Origin of the sequence: Bacillus xiamenensis (assembly GCF_001857925.1) — a bacterium.
Taxonomy (GTDB): Bacteria; Bacillota; Bacilli; order Bacillales; family Bacillaceae; genus Bacillus; species Bacillus xiamenensis.
This window is the reverse complement of sequence record NZ_CP017786.1, coordinates 1271028-1288970: the sequence shown is the minus strand read 5'-3', so window position 1 is coordinate 1288970 and position 17943 is coordinate 1271028. Positions and strand designations below refer to the sequence as shown.

General features: G+C 42.3%; 16 protein-coding genes. 10 read left to right on the top strand and 6 right to left on the bottom strand.

The window, feature by feature from the left end; genetic code table 11:
- Window positions 1-92 precede the first annotated feature (92 nt).
- The 4 genes from BK049_RS06395 (at window position 93) to BK049_RS06380 (ending at window position 5362) form a co-directional block, all read left to right on the top strand.
- Complete coding sequence (locus BK049_RS06395) at window positions 93-1010, top strand: proline dehydrogenase family protein (RefSeq protein WP_008359475.1); 918 nt, start codon at window positions 93-95, stop codon at window positions 1008-1010.
- 23 nt (window positions 1011-1033) lie between these two features.
- The gene (gene pruA / locus BK049_RS06390) at window positions 1034-2581 is read left to right on the top strand and encodes an L-glutamate gamma-semialdehyde dehydrogenase (protein ID WP_071168119.1); all 1548 of its coding nucleotides are present in this window, start codon (window positions 1034-1036) and stop codon (window positions 2579-2581) included.
- 125 nt (window positions 2582-2706) lie between these two features.
- Window positions 2707-3939: a PucR family transcriptional regulator gene (locus tag BK049_RS06385; protein WP_008359480.1), complete on the top strand. Its 1233-nt coding sequence runs from the start codon at window positions 2707-2709 to the stop codon at window positions 3937-3939.
- Window positions 3940-4063: 124 nt separating this feature from the next.
- Window positions 4064-5362 (top strand): arsenic transporter, encoded by a 1299-nt coding sequence (locus BK049_RS06380; protein WP_071168118.1) that lies wholly within the window; start codon window positions 4064-4066, stop codon window positions 5360-5362.
- Window positions 5363-5404: 42 nt separating this feature from the next.
- Here the strand turns inward: BK049_RS06380 and BK049_RS06375 are convergent, their stop codons facing one another.
- The gene (locus BK049_RS06375) at window positions 5405-6082 is read right to left on the bottom strand and encodes an amino acid ABC transporter permease (protein WP_071168117.1); all 678 of its coding nucleotides are present in this window, start codon (window positions 6080-6082) and stop codon (window positions 5405-5407) included.
- Window positions 6083-6094: 12 nt separating this feature from the next.
- A complete protein-coding gene (locus BK049_RS06370; protein ID WP_406566834.1) occupies window positions 6095-6910 on the bottom strand; it encodes a transporter substrate-binding domain-containing protein in 816 nt (271 codons plus the stop codon).
- Between the two features lie 238 nt (window positions 6911-7148).
- On the opposite strand from BK049_RS06370, the gene BK049_RS06365 reads away from it, so the two are divergent.
- Window positions 7149-7481, top strand: a complete 333-nt coding sequence (locus BK049_RS06365) for a YckD family protein (protein ID WP_071168116.1) — start codon at window positions 7149-7151, stop codon at window positions 7479-7481.
- Window positions 7482-7532: 51 nt separating this feature from the next.
- Here BK049_RS06365 and BK049_RS06360 read toward each other — a convergent pair whose 3' ends face one another.
- The gene (locus BK049_RS06360; protein ID WP_071168115.1) at window positions 7533-8294 is read right to left on the bottom strand and encodes an MBL fold metallo-hydrolase; all 762 of its coding nucleotides are present in this window, start codon (window positions 8292-8294) and stop codon (window positions 7533-7535) included.
- Between the two features lie 68 nt (window positions 8295-8362).
- Between BK049_RS06360 and BK049_RS06355 the strand changes: the two genes are divergently transcribed.
- Entirely contained in the window at window positions 8363-8827 is a 465-nt protein-coding gene (locus tag BK049_RS06355) for an Lrp/AsnC family transcriptional regulator (RefSeq protein ID WP_083381094.1), read from the top strand.
- A gap of 27 nt (window positions 8828-8854) precedes the next feature.
- Window positions 8855-9661 carry an AAC(3) family N-acetyltransferase gene (locus BK049_RS06350; RefSeq protein ID WP_008359492.1) on the top strand — a complete coding sequence of 269 codons (807 nt, stop codon included), beginning with the start codon at window positions 8855-8857 and terminating at the stop codon, window positions 9659-9661.
- A gap of 1 nt (window position 9662) precedes the next feature.
- On the opposite strand, the gene comJ is transcribed toward BK049_RS06350, so the two are convergent.
- From comJ to BK049_RS06335, 3 genes are all read right to left on the bottom strand, one after another.
- A complete protein-coding gene (comJ, locus tag BK049_RS06345) occupies window positions 9663-10052 on the bottom strand; it encodes a competence protein ComJ (protein ID WP_008359494.1) in 390 nt (129 codons plus the stop codon).
- A 138-nt stretch (window positions 10053-10190) separates the two neighbouring features.
- The gene (locus tag BK049_RS06340) at window positions 10191-11888 is read right to left on the bottom strand and encodes a methyl-accepting chemotaxis protein (RefSeq protein ID WP_071168114.1); all 1698 of its coding nucleotides are present in this window, start codon (window positions 11886-11888) and stop codon (window positions 10191-10193) included.
- Window positions 11889-12014: 126 nt separating this feature from the next.
- The gene (locus tag BK049_RS06335) at window positions 12015-12443 is read right to left on the bottom strand and encodes a NucA/NucB deoxyribonuclease domain-containing protein (protein ID WP_071168113.1); all 429 of its coding nucleotides are present in this window, start codon (window positions 12441-12443) and stop codon (window positions 12015-12017) included.
- A gap of 367 nt (window positions 12444-12810) precedes the next feature.
- Here BK049_RS06335 and BK049_RS06330 point away from each other — a divergent pair, with 367 nt between their 5' ends.
- The 3 genes from BK049_RS06330 to BK049_RS06320 are packed head-to-tail and all read left to right on the top strand — an operon-like array spanning window position 12811 to window position 17937.
- On the top strand, window positions 12811-14880 hold the full coding sequence (locus BK049_RS06330; protein WP_071168112.1) for a hydantoinase/oxoprolinase family protein: 2070 nt from the start codon (window positions 12811-12813) through the stop codon (window positions 14878-14880).
- Entirely contained in the window at window positions 14870-16855 is a 1986-nt protein-coding gene (locus BK049_RS06325) for a hydantoinase B/oxoprolinase family protein (RefSeq protein WP_071168111.1), read from the top strand. The genes BK049_RS06330 and BK049_RS06325 overlap by 11 nt, the downstream gene beginning before the upstream one ends.
- Complete coding sequence (locus BK049_RS06320) at window positions 16852-17937, top strand: ABC transporter substrate-binding protein (protein WP_071168110.1); 1086 nt, start codon at window positions 16852-16854, stop codon at window positions 17935-17937. The genes BK049_RS06325 and BK049_RS06320 overlap by 4 nt, the downstream gene beginning before the upstream one ends.
- Window positions 17938-17943 lie beyond the last annotated feature (6 nt).

Genomic DNA, 17943 nt, shown 5'->3' with positions numbered 1-17943 from the left:
GTCAGAATTTTTGTCATCTTCAAATATTGTAGCGGACAGCTCATGAGCCTTACAATAAAGACATAGCTTACAAAGAGTGGGAGGTGCCCTTTATGGAGTCGGTCACAAGAAATTTCTTCTTGTTTTTGTCAAAGAGCAGTCTCTTGAACCATATTGCTCGTAATTGGGGAAGTGCTGTTGCATCAAAGAAGATCATCGGGGGGAAGGATTTTGAGAGTGCTATCCCTGTCATCAAACGATTAAATGATCAAGGTATGGCTGTAACAGTCGATCACCTTGGTGAATTTGTCACAAAGGCAGAGATTGCAAATGAGCGGACGAATGAATGTATTCAAACCATTCAACGGATTGCAGAGGAAAAACTCAATTCCCACGTATCACTCAAAATGACGTCACTTGGCTTAGATATTGACGATGACCTTGTGTATCGCAATATGAAAAGCATTTTAGATACGGCGGAGAAACACCGTATTATGGTGACAATTGACATGGAGGATGAACAGCGCTGTCAAAAAACGCTAGACATCTTCAAAGAGATGAAATCTCAATATGAGTATGTCAGTACGGTCTTGCAGGCGTATTTGTACAGAACAGAAAAGGATCTTGATGACCTAAATGAGCTGCAGCCATTTTTAAGACTTGTCAAGGGTGCCTATAAGGAATCCGCTGAAGTGGCGTTTCCAAACAAAAAAGACGTCGATCAGAATTACAAGAAGCTGATCGAAAAGCAATTACTCTCGGGGAACTATACAGCTATTGCGACACATGATGATCAAATGATCGAGTTTACGAAACATATTGTGAAAAAACACAATATACGGACAGATCAGTTTGAATTTCAAATGCTGTATGGCATGAGATCAGAAACGCAGCAAGCGCTTGTGAAAGAAGGCTATCAAATGAGGATCTATACCCCGTATGGACGAGAGTGGTATGGCTACTACATGAGACGTCTTGCAGAACGACCGGCAAACATTGCATTTGCTTTAAAAGGGATGACGAGAAAATAATTTGAAACGGGAGCGTGACAAAGATGACAACACCTTACAAGCATGAACCATTTACGGATTTTAGCCAGGAAGAAAATCGCCAAGCGTTTGAACAAGCATTAGCCAAAGTAACCGAATCTCTTGGTCAAACCTATCCGCTTGTGATTAATGGAGAGAGAATCGAAACGAAAGACAAGATTGTCTCAATCAATCCGGCGAAGAAGGAAGAAGTCGTTGGCACGGTATCGAAGGCCGGAAAGGAAGATGCAGAACAAGCGATTCAAGCTGCGGCAAAAGCATTTGAAACATGGCGCTACACGTCTCCAGAAGAAAGAGCCGGCGTTTTATTCCGTGCTGCGGCAAGCATTCGCCGTAAAAAGCATGAGTATTCAGCCCTTCTTGTAAAAGAAGCAGGGAAGCCTTGGAATGAAGCGGATGCAGATACAGCAGAAGCAATCGACTTCCTAGAGTATTATGCCCGTCAAATGCTGGAGCTGGCGAAAGGCAAACCTGTGAACAGCCGCGAGGGAGAACGCAATCAATATGTGTACACACCAACTGGCGTGACGCTCGTTATTCCGCCGTGGAACTTCTTGTTCGCAATTATGGCAGGAACAACCGTAGCACCAATCGTTACAGGAAATACAGTCGTATTAAAGCCAGCTAGTGCGACGCCTGTTATTGCGGCCCGCTTTGTGGAAGAACTTGAGCAAGCAGGTCTTCCAAAAGGTGTTGTCAACTTTGTACCAGGAAGCGGAGCAGAGGTGGGAGATTACTTAGTGGATCATCCGAAAACAAGCCTCATTACATTCACTGGATCAAGAGAAGTAGGGACACGTATTTTTGAACGTGCGGCAAAAGTGCAGCCAGGACAGCAGCATTTAAAGCGTGTCATTGCTGAAATGGGCGGTAAGGATACTGTGGTTGTAGACGAGGATGCAGATGTTGAACTTGCAGCGAACGCCATTTTCACATCAGCCTTCGGTTTCTCAGGTCAGAAATGTTCGGCTGGATCTCGTGCTGTTGTCCACGAGAAGCTGTATGACCAAGTGATCGAGCGAGTGAAGGAAATCACTGAAACGAAAACAACAGCCAATCCGCTATCGGCTGATGTCTACATGGGACCGGTCATTGATCAGGCTTCCTTTGACAAGATCACAGAGTATATCGAGATTGGCAAGCAGGAAGGTCGCTTAGTCACGGGCGGAACGAGTGATGATTCAGAAGGCTACTTCATCCACCCAACTATTTTTGCAGATCTTGAGCCAACATCTCGCTTGATGCAAGAAGAAATCTTTGGACCTGTCCTAGCTTTCTCAAAAGTCTCAAGCTTTGATGAGGCACTTGAAGTAGCCAACAACACGGAATACGGTTTAACCGGTGCGGTCATTACAAATAACCGTGATCACATCAATCGTGCGAAGCAGGAGTTCCATGTGGGGAATCTCTACTTTAACCGTAACTGTACAGGAGCTATCGTGGGGTACCACCCATTTGGCGGCTTCAAAATGTCAGGAACAGATTCAAAAGCAGGCGGCCCAGATTACCTTGCGCTGCACATGCAGGCCAAAACGATTAGTGAAATGTTTTAATATGGAAAAGCATGAACCTGTGCAGGCGGGTTCATGCTTTTTTTATCTGCCTGCGACTTGCTTCTATACAAATCTGACTGGAAAGAAGTATGATAAATGTATCACTTATTCAGGGAGCAATCGGGATGGAAGAGATATTAGAAAAGCTTCATACATTTTTTGATGTCGATAAATTAATTGCATTTATTAGTGGTTATTTAAAAAAACCGGTCATTTTAGAAAGTACTGAATGTCAGTTGCTTGCCTATAATTCTTACAGCATCCAGCAGTTCGACCCAGTCAACCAGCAAACGATTTTCTCAAAGGAATGTCCGGGAGCTGTGGTCGATTGGTTAAAGAAAACAGGAGTGATTCAGCAGCTGTACACAGATTCAAATCCTTTTTATGTGAATGGTCATGAGGAGCTCGGATTTAATCGACGGGTGGCTGTGAGTGCCAAGCATAAACAAGAGGTTGTGGGGTTTATTTGGGTGCAGGACATTGAGGATTCTCTCTCTCAGGAGGAGCTGCAATTTTTACACGAGGCATCCTTTCAGGTTGGAAAAGTCATTTATAAAAATAAGAAACAGCTGGAGAAAAAGGAAGGCAAGATTGAAGAATTTTTCAAAAAGGTCATGGATGATCATTTTTATACAGAAGAAGAGCTGAAATGGGAAGCCGAGAACTTAAGCATTCCGCTTCCAGCTGTCTTTACTGTGATGGTTGTTCATGCCGCCGATAACAAAAGTGAGACGGCAGAAGATGTGAAGGATGTGATTAGAACCTATTTGCAGCTAGAAGATAAGGTCAATCACGTCTATTCGGTGCAAGCAGATATTGTTGTCATATTAGGCAGTCTGTCAGACCGTCATTCACCGAAAGCGACTGCCGCCGATGTCATCGCTCATCTTCAATCGAAAACGCATTCACATTCGTCCCCTTTGTATATTGGGATGGGAAGAGAATATCGAGATGTCATGAAAATGAGTACAAGTCGATTTGAAGCGATAGAGGTAGTGAAGGCTGTAAAAATTGTCGGGGGGCAGGAATTGATTCCGTATGATTACGAGCAGCTGGGTGTCTTTCGTTTCTTAGACTCGATTTACAGCCACCAAAAAAAGAAAAACGACTTCAATCCAGATTTGTTACGTTTGAAGGAAAAAGACCGTGGCAGCCAGACCTCTTTTTTAAAAACCCTTGAGGTTTACTTATTGAATAATTGCAAGCTAAAGCCAGCAGCAGAACAGCTGTTTATTCATCAAAATACATTAAACTATCGAATGAAACAAATCTTTGATATGACTTCGATTGATTTGAGTCATTTTAGCCAGCGGTGTGAGTTATTTATTGAATTGATGCTGATGAAGAAAGATCAATAAACGTAGAATCCGCAGGTGCACGGAATCACCTGCGGATTTTCGATTTTCATGCGAGCTGTAAAAGAGGCATACAATTGCTGCGTTTCGTTGTATGATAGATAAAGATTTGAAAGGAGGGCCACCTTTGGGATCAGTCACCTTGGCCATTTTGATTTTCATCATGACCCTCGTCCTTGTCATTTGGCAGCCAGGACGTTTAACCATTGGATGGTCAGCATGTGGGGGAGCCATTCTTGCTCTTGCCTTTGGCGTGGTTCATTTGGGCGATGTGTGGGAAGTCACACAAATTGTCTGGAATGCCACTTTTGCATTTATTGGGATTATCATCATTTCGTTAATTTTAGATGAAATCGGATTTTTTGAATGGGCGGCACTGCATATGGCAAAAGCCGCAAAAGGAAACGGTGTCCGCATGTTTATTTATTTAACATTACTCGGCGCTGTGGTAGCCGCTTTTTTTGCCAACGATGGAGCGGCACTCATTTTAACTCCGATCGTTTTATCTGTGGTGAGAGCATTAAAGTTGGATGAACGTATGGTGCTCCCATTTGTGATGGCGAGCGGCTTTATTGCAGATACGACGTCCTTGCCATTTGTCATTAGTAACTTGGTCAATATCGTATCAGCTGATTATTTTCATATTGGCTTTCTAGAATATACGGCGAACATGTTCGTGCCAAACCTTGTGTCACTTGGGGCGAGTATGCTTGTGCTTTATGTGTTTTACCGAAAGCTCATCCCAAAAACATACGATTTGTCACAGGCGAAGGAGCCAGCGTCAGCCATTCGTGATCTGCGCATGTTCCGCTTGTCTTGGTATGTGTTAGGGTTGTTGCTCGTTGGTTATTTTGCCGGGGAATTGGTTGGCATTCCGGTGTCAATCATTGTAGGAGGCATTGCCCTTGCTTTCTTGTGGCTGGCGAAAAGGAGTCCGCAAGTGGCGACAAAACGAGTCATCAAGGAAGCACCGTGGTCCATTGTGTTCTTCTCAGTCGGCATGTATGTCGTCGTCTATGGCTTGAAGAATGTTGGCCTAACAGAAATATTAGCGGCTTGGATTGAACAAGGGGCATCGCATGGCTTGCTTGCAGGAACGATGTTTATGGGGGTTCTGGCCGCAGTGCTGTCCTCTGTGATGAACAATCTTCCAACCGTTTTAATTGATGCGATTGCCATCGGTCATACCGATGCAGCAGGTGTGATGAGAGACGGACTCATTTATGCCAATGTCATCGGCTCAAACCTTGGCCCGAAAATGACCCCAATCGGCTCATTGGCGACATTGCTGTGGCTTCATGTCTTGAAGAAAAAGGGAGTCCATATCTCTTGGGGCGCCTATATGAAAGCTGGAATCATTCTGACCATACCGACTCTAATGATCACTTTATTGGGGTTATATGTGTGGTTATGGTTGATCCATTAAAGGAAAAAGAGAGCAGATCCATTGGAACTGCTCTCTTTTTTGTTATAAATATTTAGCATAGCGTTTTTCCAAAAAGTCTTGCAGCAATGAGACGACACTGCAAATGCCCCAGTAAATCAATGCGACCAAAATATACATGGTCATATAATCGAATTCTCGTCCACCCACGATTTTGGCTTGCTGGAAAAGCTCTGGTACAGTAATCATCGCCGCTAGGGAGGAGGCTTTGATTAAGTCGAGCATGACATTGGTCAACGGCGGCAGTGCAATGCGAACGGATTGAGGCAGAATGACCCCGCGCATCGTTTGCCAATAGCTGAGACCAATTGATTTGGCGGCTTCCACCTGACCATTTGGAACAGAGGAGAGAGCCGCCCGGTTGATTTCTGCAATATATGCAGCACTATTGAAGCTGAACCCAATAATAGCAGCAGTGACAGCTGTAAACTCAATACCGATGTAAGGGAATCCGAAATAAAGGATAAATAAAATCACCAGTATGGGAACCCCGCGCATAAATGAGATATACAGCCGGGCAGGCAGTCGAAGCACCCACGAATTTGCCATTCTGGCAAGGGCAATAAAAAAGCCGAGAATGGTTCCAAAAAACATGCTCACAAAGGAAATGAGCAGCGTCAGCCAGATGCCTTTCATGACAAATGGAAACGACGCCTTTGCTAGTGCAGGATTAAAGATATATTCGAAATGAATATCTCCCACGGCTGCGGCTCCTTATTTAGAAATGTCGACATCTTCGACATCAACATCAATTTTTTTTGAGACGTCAGCATGATTAAAGAATTTCTCTGAAATCTTTTTCATTGTTCCGTCGTTTTTCATGTCTTTTAAGACACGATTCAATTCTTTCTGAAGCTCTGTATTGTCTTTTTTCATGACAAACCCTTGTTCATTTGGCATGTATTTTAAGTCAGGGTGAATCGTAATATTTAATTTAGGGAATGCAGCAAGAGCGAGTGTTTGCAAGTAGTAGTCATTCAGAATGACATCTGTTCGGCCGTTCGCGACATCCTTTAAGTATTGCTCGTTTGTGGCATTATCATAAATGACTTCTTTTGCACCGTATTTACGAGCGACATCCATATAAATCGTTGTTGCAGCACCAGCTGCTTTCTTTCCTTTTAAATCCTTTAGTGTCTTAATACCAGACAAATCATCTTTCCGTACGATAGCCGTTCCGTAGGAATATTTATAAGGAGTCGAAAAGGCGAACTTATCCTTCCTGTCATCTGTGATGTCGATATCATTTGCAGCGGCATCCACTTGACCAGAATTAATGGCGCTCAGCATACCATCATAGCCCATTTCTTTAAATTCTACTTTCACGTCAAGGCGTTTAAAGGCTTCTTTGACAACTTCAACTTCATAGCCAGTCAATTGATCCTTGCCGTTAGATGTATCATGGTATGACGTAGGATAAAGGGTGCCTGAAGTAGCAACCACGATTTTTCCTTTCTTTTGAATCTGATCCCACTTTGATTCTCCAGACTGAGATGAGCCTGATTGACTGCAAGCAGACATGACAAGCATGAGAGCAGACGCAACAAGCAGCACCCATATAGGTTTTCTATGATAAAAACGACTCATTTAAGAATCCTCCTCTATTTTTTATACAAAACAAAACATAGCACGCTTTTTCAGTTAGGACAACGTTTTCAGACGAAAAGCAAAAAAGTAAGAATATTATGCTCAATTTGATGACGTGAAATAATGTATAAAAAAGGAAAGTGCGTGCAAAATAACATTCAATAAAGGAGGGAACACAGAGATGAAAAAAAGAAGAGGCTTCATCATGTTATCTATGATGCTGTTGTTATTTGGCTTTCAAGTGGAGACAGCTCATGGCGAAACACCCCAAATGGAAAAGCGTCCGGTCACGCAGCAAGTAAAATTAACGACAGAACAACAAAAACAAATCGAAGTGCTTGAGCAGCAAATTCTTTCTAAACGAAAAGAAGTGATTAAGAAATATGTTCAATATGGTGTGTTAACAAAGGAACAAGGCACGCATATCACGAAACGAATGGATGAACATTACAATCACTTAAAAAATAACGGGTTTGTTCCATTGCTGAAAAAACCACAGCACCATCGACCATAATGATGAAACCGGCAGCGAGGTGCCGGTTTTTTTATTGTTTATAGAGCCTTTTTAAAAGGTCAGGGTCTCACCATCATTAGGGACAAAAATAGATTGTTCTGCATGATGTTCTTGAATGTAAGCTTTTAATGCAGCTCTTGTTAATAAACAATGATTCACAGCCTCAAGATGACAGGCGACAATTTGAGCATTTGGCTGGGAATAGTGAATGTCCACGACCTCTTCCTTTGTCATTGTAATCGGATCGCCCTCTAGAAATTGGGCAGCCCCACTATTGACCACAATAACATCTGGCTGACTATTCACAACTTCTTTCGGCTCATCACACCAAATGGTATCACCTGCAATATAAAGAGTGGGCTCATCCAGGTGAGAGAAAACAAAACCGCTCACTTGTCCCATCCGTTTTGCGGTATCACCTGTCCCATGCTGTCCGCCTGTACGTTTAATATGAACACCCAAAATATTGATTTCATCTTCAATACATGTGACATGCTGAAAGCCAGCTTCTTCGACTTCTTTTCGATCTTTCTCCGATTGAGTATAGATAGGCAGCTCTTGAGCTAATTTCTTTTTTGCTTCGTCGTCAAAGTGATCCACGTGTAAATGAGTGAGCAGGACAGCATCCGGCTGTAACATCTTGTCCAAATCAATGTTTGCAGGCAGCTCGACAATTGGATTGTTTAAATGTTGATTGGCTGTATGCGGAAACGGCGGGTATGTTCCCTTTCTTGCTAAAAATGGATCAATCAAGAAAGTAGATTGACCATATTGAAGGTATAAAGTAGCTTGACGAATGAGCGTTATTTTCATCAAAAAGGCCTCCTTTTTTTCTAAGTAATTTTACAGTATATTAAAAGAGCCTCATGTGACAGAGGGGGATGAAAGTCTTTCAGCAGAAGGACTTGATTTTTGAAAGTGGTGATCCAATGCTAGACCAAACAGATATGGCCATTTTAAATGAACTCTCAAAGAATAGTCGATTGACGATGAAAGCACTTGGTGAAAAAGTTCATTTAACCGGTCAAGCAGTTGCAAATCGTGTGTTAAAGCTAGAAGAAGAAGGTGTCATTGAAGCCTATACCATTTCGATTGACTGGCGGACACAGCAGACCATTCAGACATTTATGCAGCTCTATACCAAAAGTCATCATCACGAACTGCTCCTGTCGTTTCTTCACCAAAAGGAAGAAATCAAGAACCTGTTTAAAATAAGTGGAGACGGCTGTTATATGGCCGAAGGACATTTCTCCAGTCATGATGAGCTTGATCAGTTTTTAACGGAGCTAACAAATTACGCAAATTATAAATTGTCGATCGCGGTTAAACGTCTCATTCATCAGTAATAGAAGAGACGCAGGAGGAAATAAACGATGCGAAAATTAATCGAAAATCAAGCTGAACCGATCACAAAGGAAAGAATCAAAGCAGACTTGGTTCAACTTGGTGTGAAGAAGGGCATGATCTTATGTGTCCACTCATCCTTATCATCTATGGGCTGGGTGAATGGGGGTGCTGTAGCCGTCATACAAGCATTAATGGAAACCTTAACAGAAGAAGGCACACTGATTATGCCGGCACAAACGTTAGAGCTGTCTGATCCCGCTGATTGGATTGATCCGCCTGTTCCTTATTCTTGGTGGAAATCGATCAAAGATACGATGCCTGCATTTGATCCGGCCTACACGGCTCCAACAGCAATGGGAAAGATAGCAGAAACATTTTGGAAATACCCAGGCGTAGAGAGAAGTAATCATCCTCATTTTTCTTTCACAGCCTGGGGGAAAAAGAAACATGACATTTTGAAACACCATAGGCTTGCTTATGGTTTAGGAGAAGCCTCGCCTCTTGGACGTATGTACGATCTTGATGCAAACGTACTATTGGCTGGTACGTCATTTGAGAGCCATACAGCCTTCCACCTAGCTGAATATCGAATTCCTCAGCAAGACCTCATGACTCGAGGGGCTCCTATGTTAGAAAAAGGGTGGAGAGTATGGAAAGAGTATCCAGATATCATTACAAGAGAAGAATTATTTGAAGAAATTGGTCGTGATTTTTTACATTCAGGATGTACTCATCATCATGGTCAAATCGGGCTCGCCCATTCGTATTTACTGCCGATGAGAGAATCGGTAGATTTTGCGGAAAAGTGGTTTGATCAGTACGACAAATTGTGACCTACGCACTCCGAAAATCAAAGCAATAGAGATCTTGATCAGGTTGTTGAGAGGTATAATAGCAGGTGAGCTGATAGTCTCCTTTTGGTATGGAGAAAGACAGTACCTGTGCCATGACGCTTGTAAGATAAACGTGGCCGCTTGTATGTGTAAATGGCACTGTGATGGCTCTATCGACGGAAGATGGAGTCTCATGGCTATTTAATGTCACGACAATAGAAGCCTTTCCGTTGTTAATGCCTTCAAAGGAAATTCCTTGATCTCCAGTTGCGAATCCTTGTTGAATCGCATCATCTGTCCAATCAATAACAGGTGGTGTTTCGCTTCCTGTGTATACCGTGATTTGATGATAAGAAATAGAGAGGGAATAGGTTTTGTTTAAATCATTCATCATATCAAACTCCTTTATTAATGGATGTTGTTAGCTAGCGTTAACGTCGAAAGGTGAATGTTTGAAAGAAAAGATTCTTGAAGAGAATGTTAGGCAGCAAGACGATTGTCGCCGTCTTGCGCTCCTGTGTTGAGGGATCTAGATGTGAAATTGTGACACCATTTCTTGTAAGTCTCCTGCTAAATGGGCAAGAGCTTCTGATGAAGCTGTTACTTCTTCCATTGCTGCAAATTGTTCTTCTGTTAAACCGGCTACTTGCTGTGAATGTTCGCTCGTCAGTTTAACGCCTTCTGTGATAGAGGCAAAGGACTGTTTCGCATCAGTTGTATAAGCTGCGATTTTTTGTGATGCACTTGATAAATGTTTAATGCCATCTGCCATTTCCCTCATTGACCGCTGAATATCAATAAATGATTCCTCTGTATGAGAAATAAGAACAGCCCCTTGAGCCGCTTCCTCCCTCACTCGTTTGATTGCACTCGTCGAATGATTCATCTCTTTTTGAATTTCAGAAATGAGGTGAGAAATCATGTTGGATGACGTTTGAGATTCTTCTGCAAGCTTTCTTACTTCGTCTGCCACAACGGCAAAACCTTTTCCGTGTTCACCTGCTCGTGCTGCCTCAATAGCCGCATTAAGAGCAAGAAGGTTTGTTTGGTTGGCGATGTCTGTAATGACTTTGGAAATATGATCAATTTCGACTGAACGTGTTTCCAGCGCTTGAATCGCTGTGCCATTTTCTTCAATTGATTTTGCAATTGATGTCATTTGTGAGTTGACTTCACCAATATTCTGTACCCCTTTTTGGGCCATTTCTTGTGCGAATTGACTTCTTGTCGCCATTTGTCCCGCATTTTCAGTGATATTTTCAAGTTCGTTTGATACTTGTCTCATCGTGTGTTCACTTGCTGTCATTTGAAGGGCTTGCTGTTCAGACGATTGCGCAACCTCTTGAATGGTGTGAGTGATTTTTTCTGATGCTGCACTCGTTTCTTCTGCGCTAGCTGAAAGCTGTTCTGAAGAGGTGGCCACTAATTCAGATGTTTTCATGACATTTAAAATGGTTTGATTTAATTTCTCCCGCATCTTATTAAAATGATCGGCTAGTTCAGAAAGTTCATCCCCTGTGTGATCTGTCACATTGATTGTCAAATTTCCTTCTCCCGCACTCTTAATAGCAGATGCCATGTGTTTGAGGCGTTTCTGAATCCGCTTTGTGAAAATAGAAATAATGATAACTGAAACAATTAAACTTAGCAGCAGGACAATGAGAAATTGAATAAAGAACGACTGAAGCATTTGTGAAATCATGCTTTGATTGGCACCGGTGTAAAAAATACCAATCGTTTCACCTGAATCATTTTTGATTGGCATATAAGCCGTTTGGTAGTCTTTCCCCGCAACATTTGCTGTGCCGTAATAATGTTCTCCTTTATCTAAAACAGCGGCTTTGACTTCAGGTGAGACTTCTGTCCCTACAGCTCGTTTTCCGTTTAACATGACATTCGTGGCAACACGGGTATTTCCTTGGAAAATCGTGATTGTATCACCAGTATATTTAGCTAATTGATCAACCAATGCGTTAGAGTCATTGATTTTCGTATCGCCTTTGTAAAGCTTGTCATCTTTTATCTGCCATGAGCCCGCAATCTTTTCGTTTAAATAAGCGTAGCCTAGTTTTAAATCACCTTTTGCTTTTTCTGTGGCCATTTGCTTAATGTTCTCTGTCATTTCGCGATTCACCACATAACCAACAACCGCTGAAAATACGATGAGCACAGTTAAAAAGATCAGCATTATTTTGGCACCAAGCCTCAGTTTTCCCTTTTTCTGCATGCTTTTTGACTCCTTTAGGTATAAGGTAGGGTATCCCTCCTTAAGGATTATCGGCATAAAAAAAATGTTTGATATACCTGCATGCACTTACACGAAATTTTTTTGATACAGAAGAGAAAAATGATGCTAGTCAATAATAAATTGGATTCTTGTTCCATCAGGATCATCGGATAATTGATGACTTACCCAAGAGCCTGCGCCTCTGTTATCTGATGGACGCACATATTTCACAGAAGCGCCTGTTCCTCCTTCTTTACACATTGCCATTGGCCATTCGTCTCGATCATATCCATGCTTTGTTGGGATGCCATGCAGTGATCGGTCTCTCTGCTCATCACTATTTTCTCGATCAATCGTACAAATGGAAGAATGACCTTCATCAATTGCCTCTTCTATGTGCTTGGCTGTTTCTGGATAACGATCTGATGGAAAGTGAATGGTTTTGTCATAAGAAGAGTCTGTTGTCTCTTGTTTACTTTGCTCCAGCTGGATATAGCCTGTTGCTACACCAATGACTATCAATAAAAGCAGGAGAATGGTTTTAAGAAGTTTCATAGATGCTGGCTCTCTTTCTTTTTTGCGTATTTTGTAAACAGAGTATAGCAGAATTACTTACCAATTTCTCCTCGTTTTGAAAAAACGTCTTTTAAAATTCGAAAAACGTTTTTTACCGTTTTTCCCCATTTCATATTTGGATAGAAAGCATAAAAATTTTAATTTGGCTGCTCATAAAATGATTATGCTGATGCAGAACGGCTTTATCATTGGTTTTTGGGCTAATTTCAAGATTTTAACACACAGAAATTTTAGAAAAATAAAATTGACTAGACCGATATGCTTTAATAATATGGAGTCAAATATCAAAAAAATGTTGTAATTTATCAAAATATGATTCCATTTACATTGCAGGAGGGAAGTACAAATGGCGGATGTCTCTTATCGGCTCGGAATAGACATAGGTGGAACATTTACTGATTTATCGCTGATGAATGAAGCAACAGGGGAGCTGACTGAACTCAAGACACCTACAGTGACAGATGACCCAGCTCAAGGAATTATCAATGGGCTGAATCTTCTAAAAGAAAGAGGTGTCGATTTATCCAAAATCCAATATCTTGTACACGGGATGACAATAGGTCTTAATACTTTATTGCAGAGAAAGGGAGCAGATTTAGCCCTTTTTGTGACGGAAGGTTTTCAAGATATTTTGTCATTACAGCGTTTACGTCTACCCATCCCTTATGATTTCAATTCTCGATTGCCAGAACCATTGATACCACGGAAGCATGTATATCCAATTTCTGAAAGGTTGATACACGATGGTTCGATCAAAAAACCTCTCCATCTGCAGCAATTAGATGATGCTGTCCAGCAGGTCATGTCTAAAAAGCTAGCAGGTATTGTCATTTCTTTTTTACATAGTTATCAAAATCCAGTTCATGAATTACAAGCAAAAGCCTATATCAATCACCATTACCCGCAGTTAGAAGTCCTGACTTCATCTGAACTATGGCCCCAAATGAGGGAATATGAGCGGACAGTGATGTCTGTTGTTAATTTGTACATTCAACCAAAGGTGAAACAGTATTTACAAACCTTGAAAAGCCGCTTGAAACAAGAAGGTGTCCCAATTTCTCCATACATTACCCAATCAAATGGTGGGTTAATGGATGCAGAAAGTGCAGCCACTTCACCCGTTAAAACACTTTTTTCTGGCCCGGCAGCTGGTGTAATTGGTGCGGCGAGAATTGCAACTTCTGCAAATGAACCCAATTTAATTACGTTTGATGTTGGTGGCACAAGTGCAGATATCTCGATCATTCAAAATGGGCAGCCTACAATGGCTCAATCGAATCAGCTTTCAGGATTTCCGATCATTCTTCCATCTGTTGCAATGTATTCGATAGGGGCTGGCGGAGGTTCTGTCGCATGGCTTGACCAAGGCGGGCTTCTTAAAGCAGGACCGGAATCAGTTGGCTCGCAGCCTGGACCTGCTTCGTATGGAAAGGGGAAAAAAGCTGCTTTAACCGATGCATTTCTCATATGCGGTTACCTCAATCAAGATCGGTTTGCCGGAGGACATTTACAATTGCAGCGGTCTGCAGCGGAAATGGCCTTTCAGCCAATCGCTGATCAGCTTCATAAAACGGTCGAACAGGCGGCTGACCAGCTGATTCAAGTGGCTGTAGCCAATATGTACACGGAACTAAGCAATGTCATGGAGCAGCAAGGGTTTGATCCTAGAGATTTTAGTTTGCTGGCGTTTGGCGGGGCAGGTCCTGTTGTGGCAAATTTCCTTGCGAGAGAAATTCATGCAAAAAATGTGGTTGTTCCTCCAAGTCCTGGTACATTATGTGCGTTAGGTGCTCTAACAGCTGATTTTATTCACGATGCTGTTTTGTCTAAGAAAATATGCCTGCAAGACTATACAATTGACCAATTAAAACAAGATTATGACATGCTTTCGCGTAAAGCGGAGGATTGGTTTAGTCAGCAAAACATCCAACATATCAAAGAGACGTCCATTCTGTTATTGGCCGACGCACGCTATCAAGGGCAGGCATTTGAGATTGAATTGCCATTATCGGCGGATTGGCTGAAGCAAGAACAAGACATTCATCAACTCACTGAAGCATTCCACAATCTGCATAAACGTCAATATGGCCATCGAGATGATCAGGCGAATATTGAGTTTACTCATTTACGGGTTCGAGTCATAGGAGAGACACCACAGTTGCCTTTCTCGTCTGTTCATGCAAGCGGTGTGCAACCTTTGGAACCATATGAATATAGACGTATTTTTATAGAAGAAAAAGAGTACGAAGCAGCCGTTTACAACCGGGGTACTCTGTCAGTAGGTTCTAACGTGAAAGGACCTGCTATCATTGAGCAAGATGATACGACAACATTGATTTTGCCAAAATGGTCCGGCAACATAGACCATTCAGGAAACTTAGTGATTTCTAGGGAGGCAGCTTTACATGAGAACTGATCCAGCAAAGCTTGAGATGATGCGCAGTTATTTTAATGCGATTGCATCAGGTATGGGACATGTCATTGAGCGGACGTCATTTACGACATTTGTAAAAGAATCTGCTGATTTTGCGACAGCATTAGCCACGCCTTCTGGAGATTTCTTTGTCTATCCGAAGACAGTCGGTGTGACGATCTTTTTAGGGCTGAGTCTCAAAAAGGCGATTGAAGAAAGCGGACCGATGCAGCCTGGAGATATTATCATCACAAATGATCCATATACTACAGACGGTTTAGCGACTCATCTGCCAGATGTTCATATCATAAAACCTATTTTTATAGAAGATGAAATTGTGAGCTATGCTTGGTCTTTTGTCCATGTAAGTGATGTTGGGGGCCTTGTGCCTTCAAGTATTTCTCCGACTGCAACCGATGTTCATCAAGAAGGATTAAGAATTCCGCCAGTGAAAATTTATGAAGGCGGAAAAGAGAATCAGGTGGTTCGGACCTTTTTAAGAGCCAACAGCCGGGCCAGTCATTTAAATGATGGGGATATCAATGCGATGATTGCAGCAGTCAATACAGCAGATGTTCGATTAAAAGAAATGATTGAGAAATTTGGAAAGAACGAAGTGAAACAAGGAATGATGGACCTGCTCAAGCAAGCCGAAGATCGTGCAGGAAAAGTAATTGAAGCCATTCCAGATGGAACGAGTGAATTTGCCGATTACTTAGATGATGATATGATTTCTGACGTGCCGATCCGATTAAAAATCAAGCTGACGGTCAAAGGGAAACAGCTGACACTGGATTTCTCAGAGTGTGACCCGCAAGTAAAGACGGCCTTTAATCTTGTCACCAATGGTCAAAAGCATTCCTTTTTATATCAAGGATTAATTAATTACATTATTAGCAAAGATCCATTTATTCCGATTAATGGTGGTATTACGTATCCGATAAACGTGATTTCTCCTAAAGGAACGCTTGTGTATCCAGAGTATCCAGCTTCTGTCGGTATTCGGCATTCCATTACAATGAGGCTGTACAATGTCGTGTTAGGAGCTATTGGCAAGCTGTTGCCTGAGGCAGTGCCAGCAGCAGGTGCAGGTCAATCTGCCATTGTTGTTCTCTCTGTTCCTGATGATCAAACAGGAGGCAGGAAAATGTCTGTTGTCGAACCGTTAGGCGGAGGCGGTGGTGCTCAAAAAGGGACGGATGGAGTAGATGGCATTGATCATTCGTCAGGCTTTTTAAAGAATACACCGATTGAGAGCTTGGAACAGCATATTGATATCCATGTACACCGATATGAGCTGCTGCCGAACACAGGTGGAGTGGGGGAATATAGAGGAGGACATGCAATTGGCTTAGCATTTGAAATGATCAAGCCTGAATCTATGGTGACAGCACGAGGAATGGAACGAATGAAGTTTCAGCCTTGGGGATTAATGGGCGGCAAAGCAGGAGCAGTTGGTGAGGTAAAACTGACCAAACCAAATGGGGAAAAACAAGACCAGCCAAAAATTGATGTCATGCGACTTGAAAAAGGCGATATTGTTCAATTGATTTCACCAAGCGGAGGCGGCTGGGGGAATCCATTTGCTAGGAAGAAAGAAAAAGTCCTTCATGAAGTGGAAGCAGGGCTTTTAAGTGAAGAAAGAGCACTGCAGCAATATGGCGTCAAAGTCTATCTAGACCATAATGAATGGAAGATCGACGAAGAGCAGACCAGCAGGCTTCGCGAAAGGGTGAATGATGCCGAGGCTGCCTTATGGGATTTTGGAGAGCAAAGAGCAGTTTATGAGAAGGTATGGACGGACGAAGCCAGCAGTGAGCTTGCTGTGCAGCTACGTTCATACCCAGCGAATGAACGTACGCACTATAAACATGCGGTTCACTCCCATTTCAGTCATAGACATGAACCGTTAACAAAGATGGATATTATTCAGGCACTTCGTCAATTGAACCAACAAAAAGGGGGAAATGAATCATGAACAGAAGATTAATCACTATATTTGCAGGGATTTTATCAATGGTTTTACTGCTGGCGGCATGCGGTGGGAACGGGCAGGATCAAAGTAAACAACAGCAAACTGTGATCGTTGGTGTCTATGGCGGGGATTGGGAAAAGAATATCAAGCCAATCCTTGAAAAATTTGAAAAAGATACAGGAATTAAAGTTCAAACGGTCTCTGGAGCAGATTCTGAATGGTTTACAAAATTAAAAGCATCAAATGGTAAGAATCCACCGTATGATCTGCTTATTTTACAGCCTGATACGATTCAAAGAGGGATTGCAGCAAACGTTCTTTCGCCTATTGACGAAAATAAAGCACCGAATGTGAAGAAGCTTTATCGTTCTGTTCAAAAGAAACTCACTGTTGATGGAAAACAATATGCAGCAGGCTTTAGTATGGGGCAGCTAGGGATCGCTTATAGAAAAGACCTTGTCAAGCAGGAACCGAACAGCTGGACAGACCTATGGAGCAATCAGCTGAAAGGGAAGATAGCTATTTCTTCTCCGACCTATGCAGCTGGCTTGCAATTTTTCTCTGCACTTGTCCACGCTCAAGGAGGGACAGAATCAAACCCGAAGGATATTGATAAAGCATTTAAAAGTCTAGCACAATTAAAAGGGCATGTAGCTGCTTTTCCAGATAACCCAGGGTCTATTCAAACGTTGTTAGAACGTGGTGACGTTACGGCAGTTCCGTATTGGGATGGTCGAGCATTTGCACTTGAAGAAGAAGGAATGAATATTGGGTTCTCTTATCCGAAAGAAGGCGCTGTAGCAGCTGTAGCGAGCTGGGCGTTAACGAAGGGAAGTCAGCATGAGGACGCGGCTTATAAGCTATTAAACTACTTAAGTGGAAAAGAAGCTCAGGAGGTTTTCTCTGAAAAATCTTACTATGGCATGTCGAATTCTGATGTGAAATATGGGGACAAGATTAAGGGGAAAGTGAAGGTTGGCGAGAATTATTATAGCAAGCTGACTTGGGTAGATTACGAAACAGCGACTTCGGAGCTTGGTCAGTGGACAAATCGCTGGAACGAAGTTTTAGGTGGAGGAAAATAGGTGATC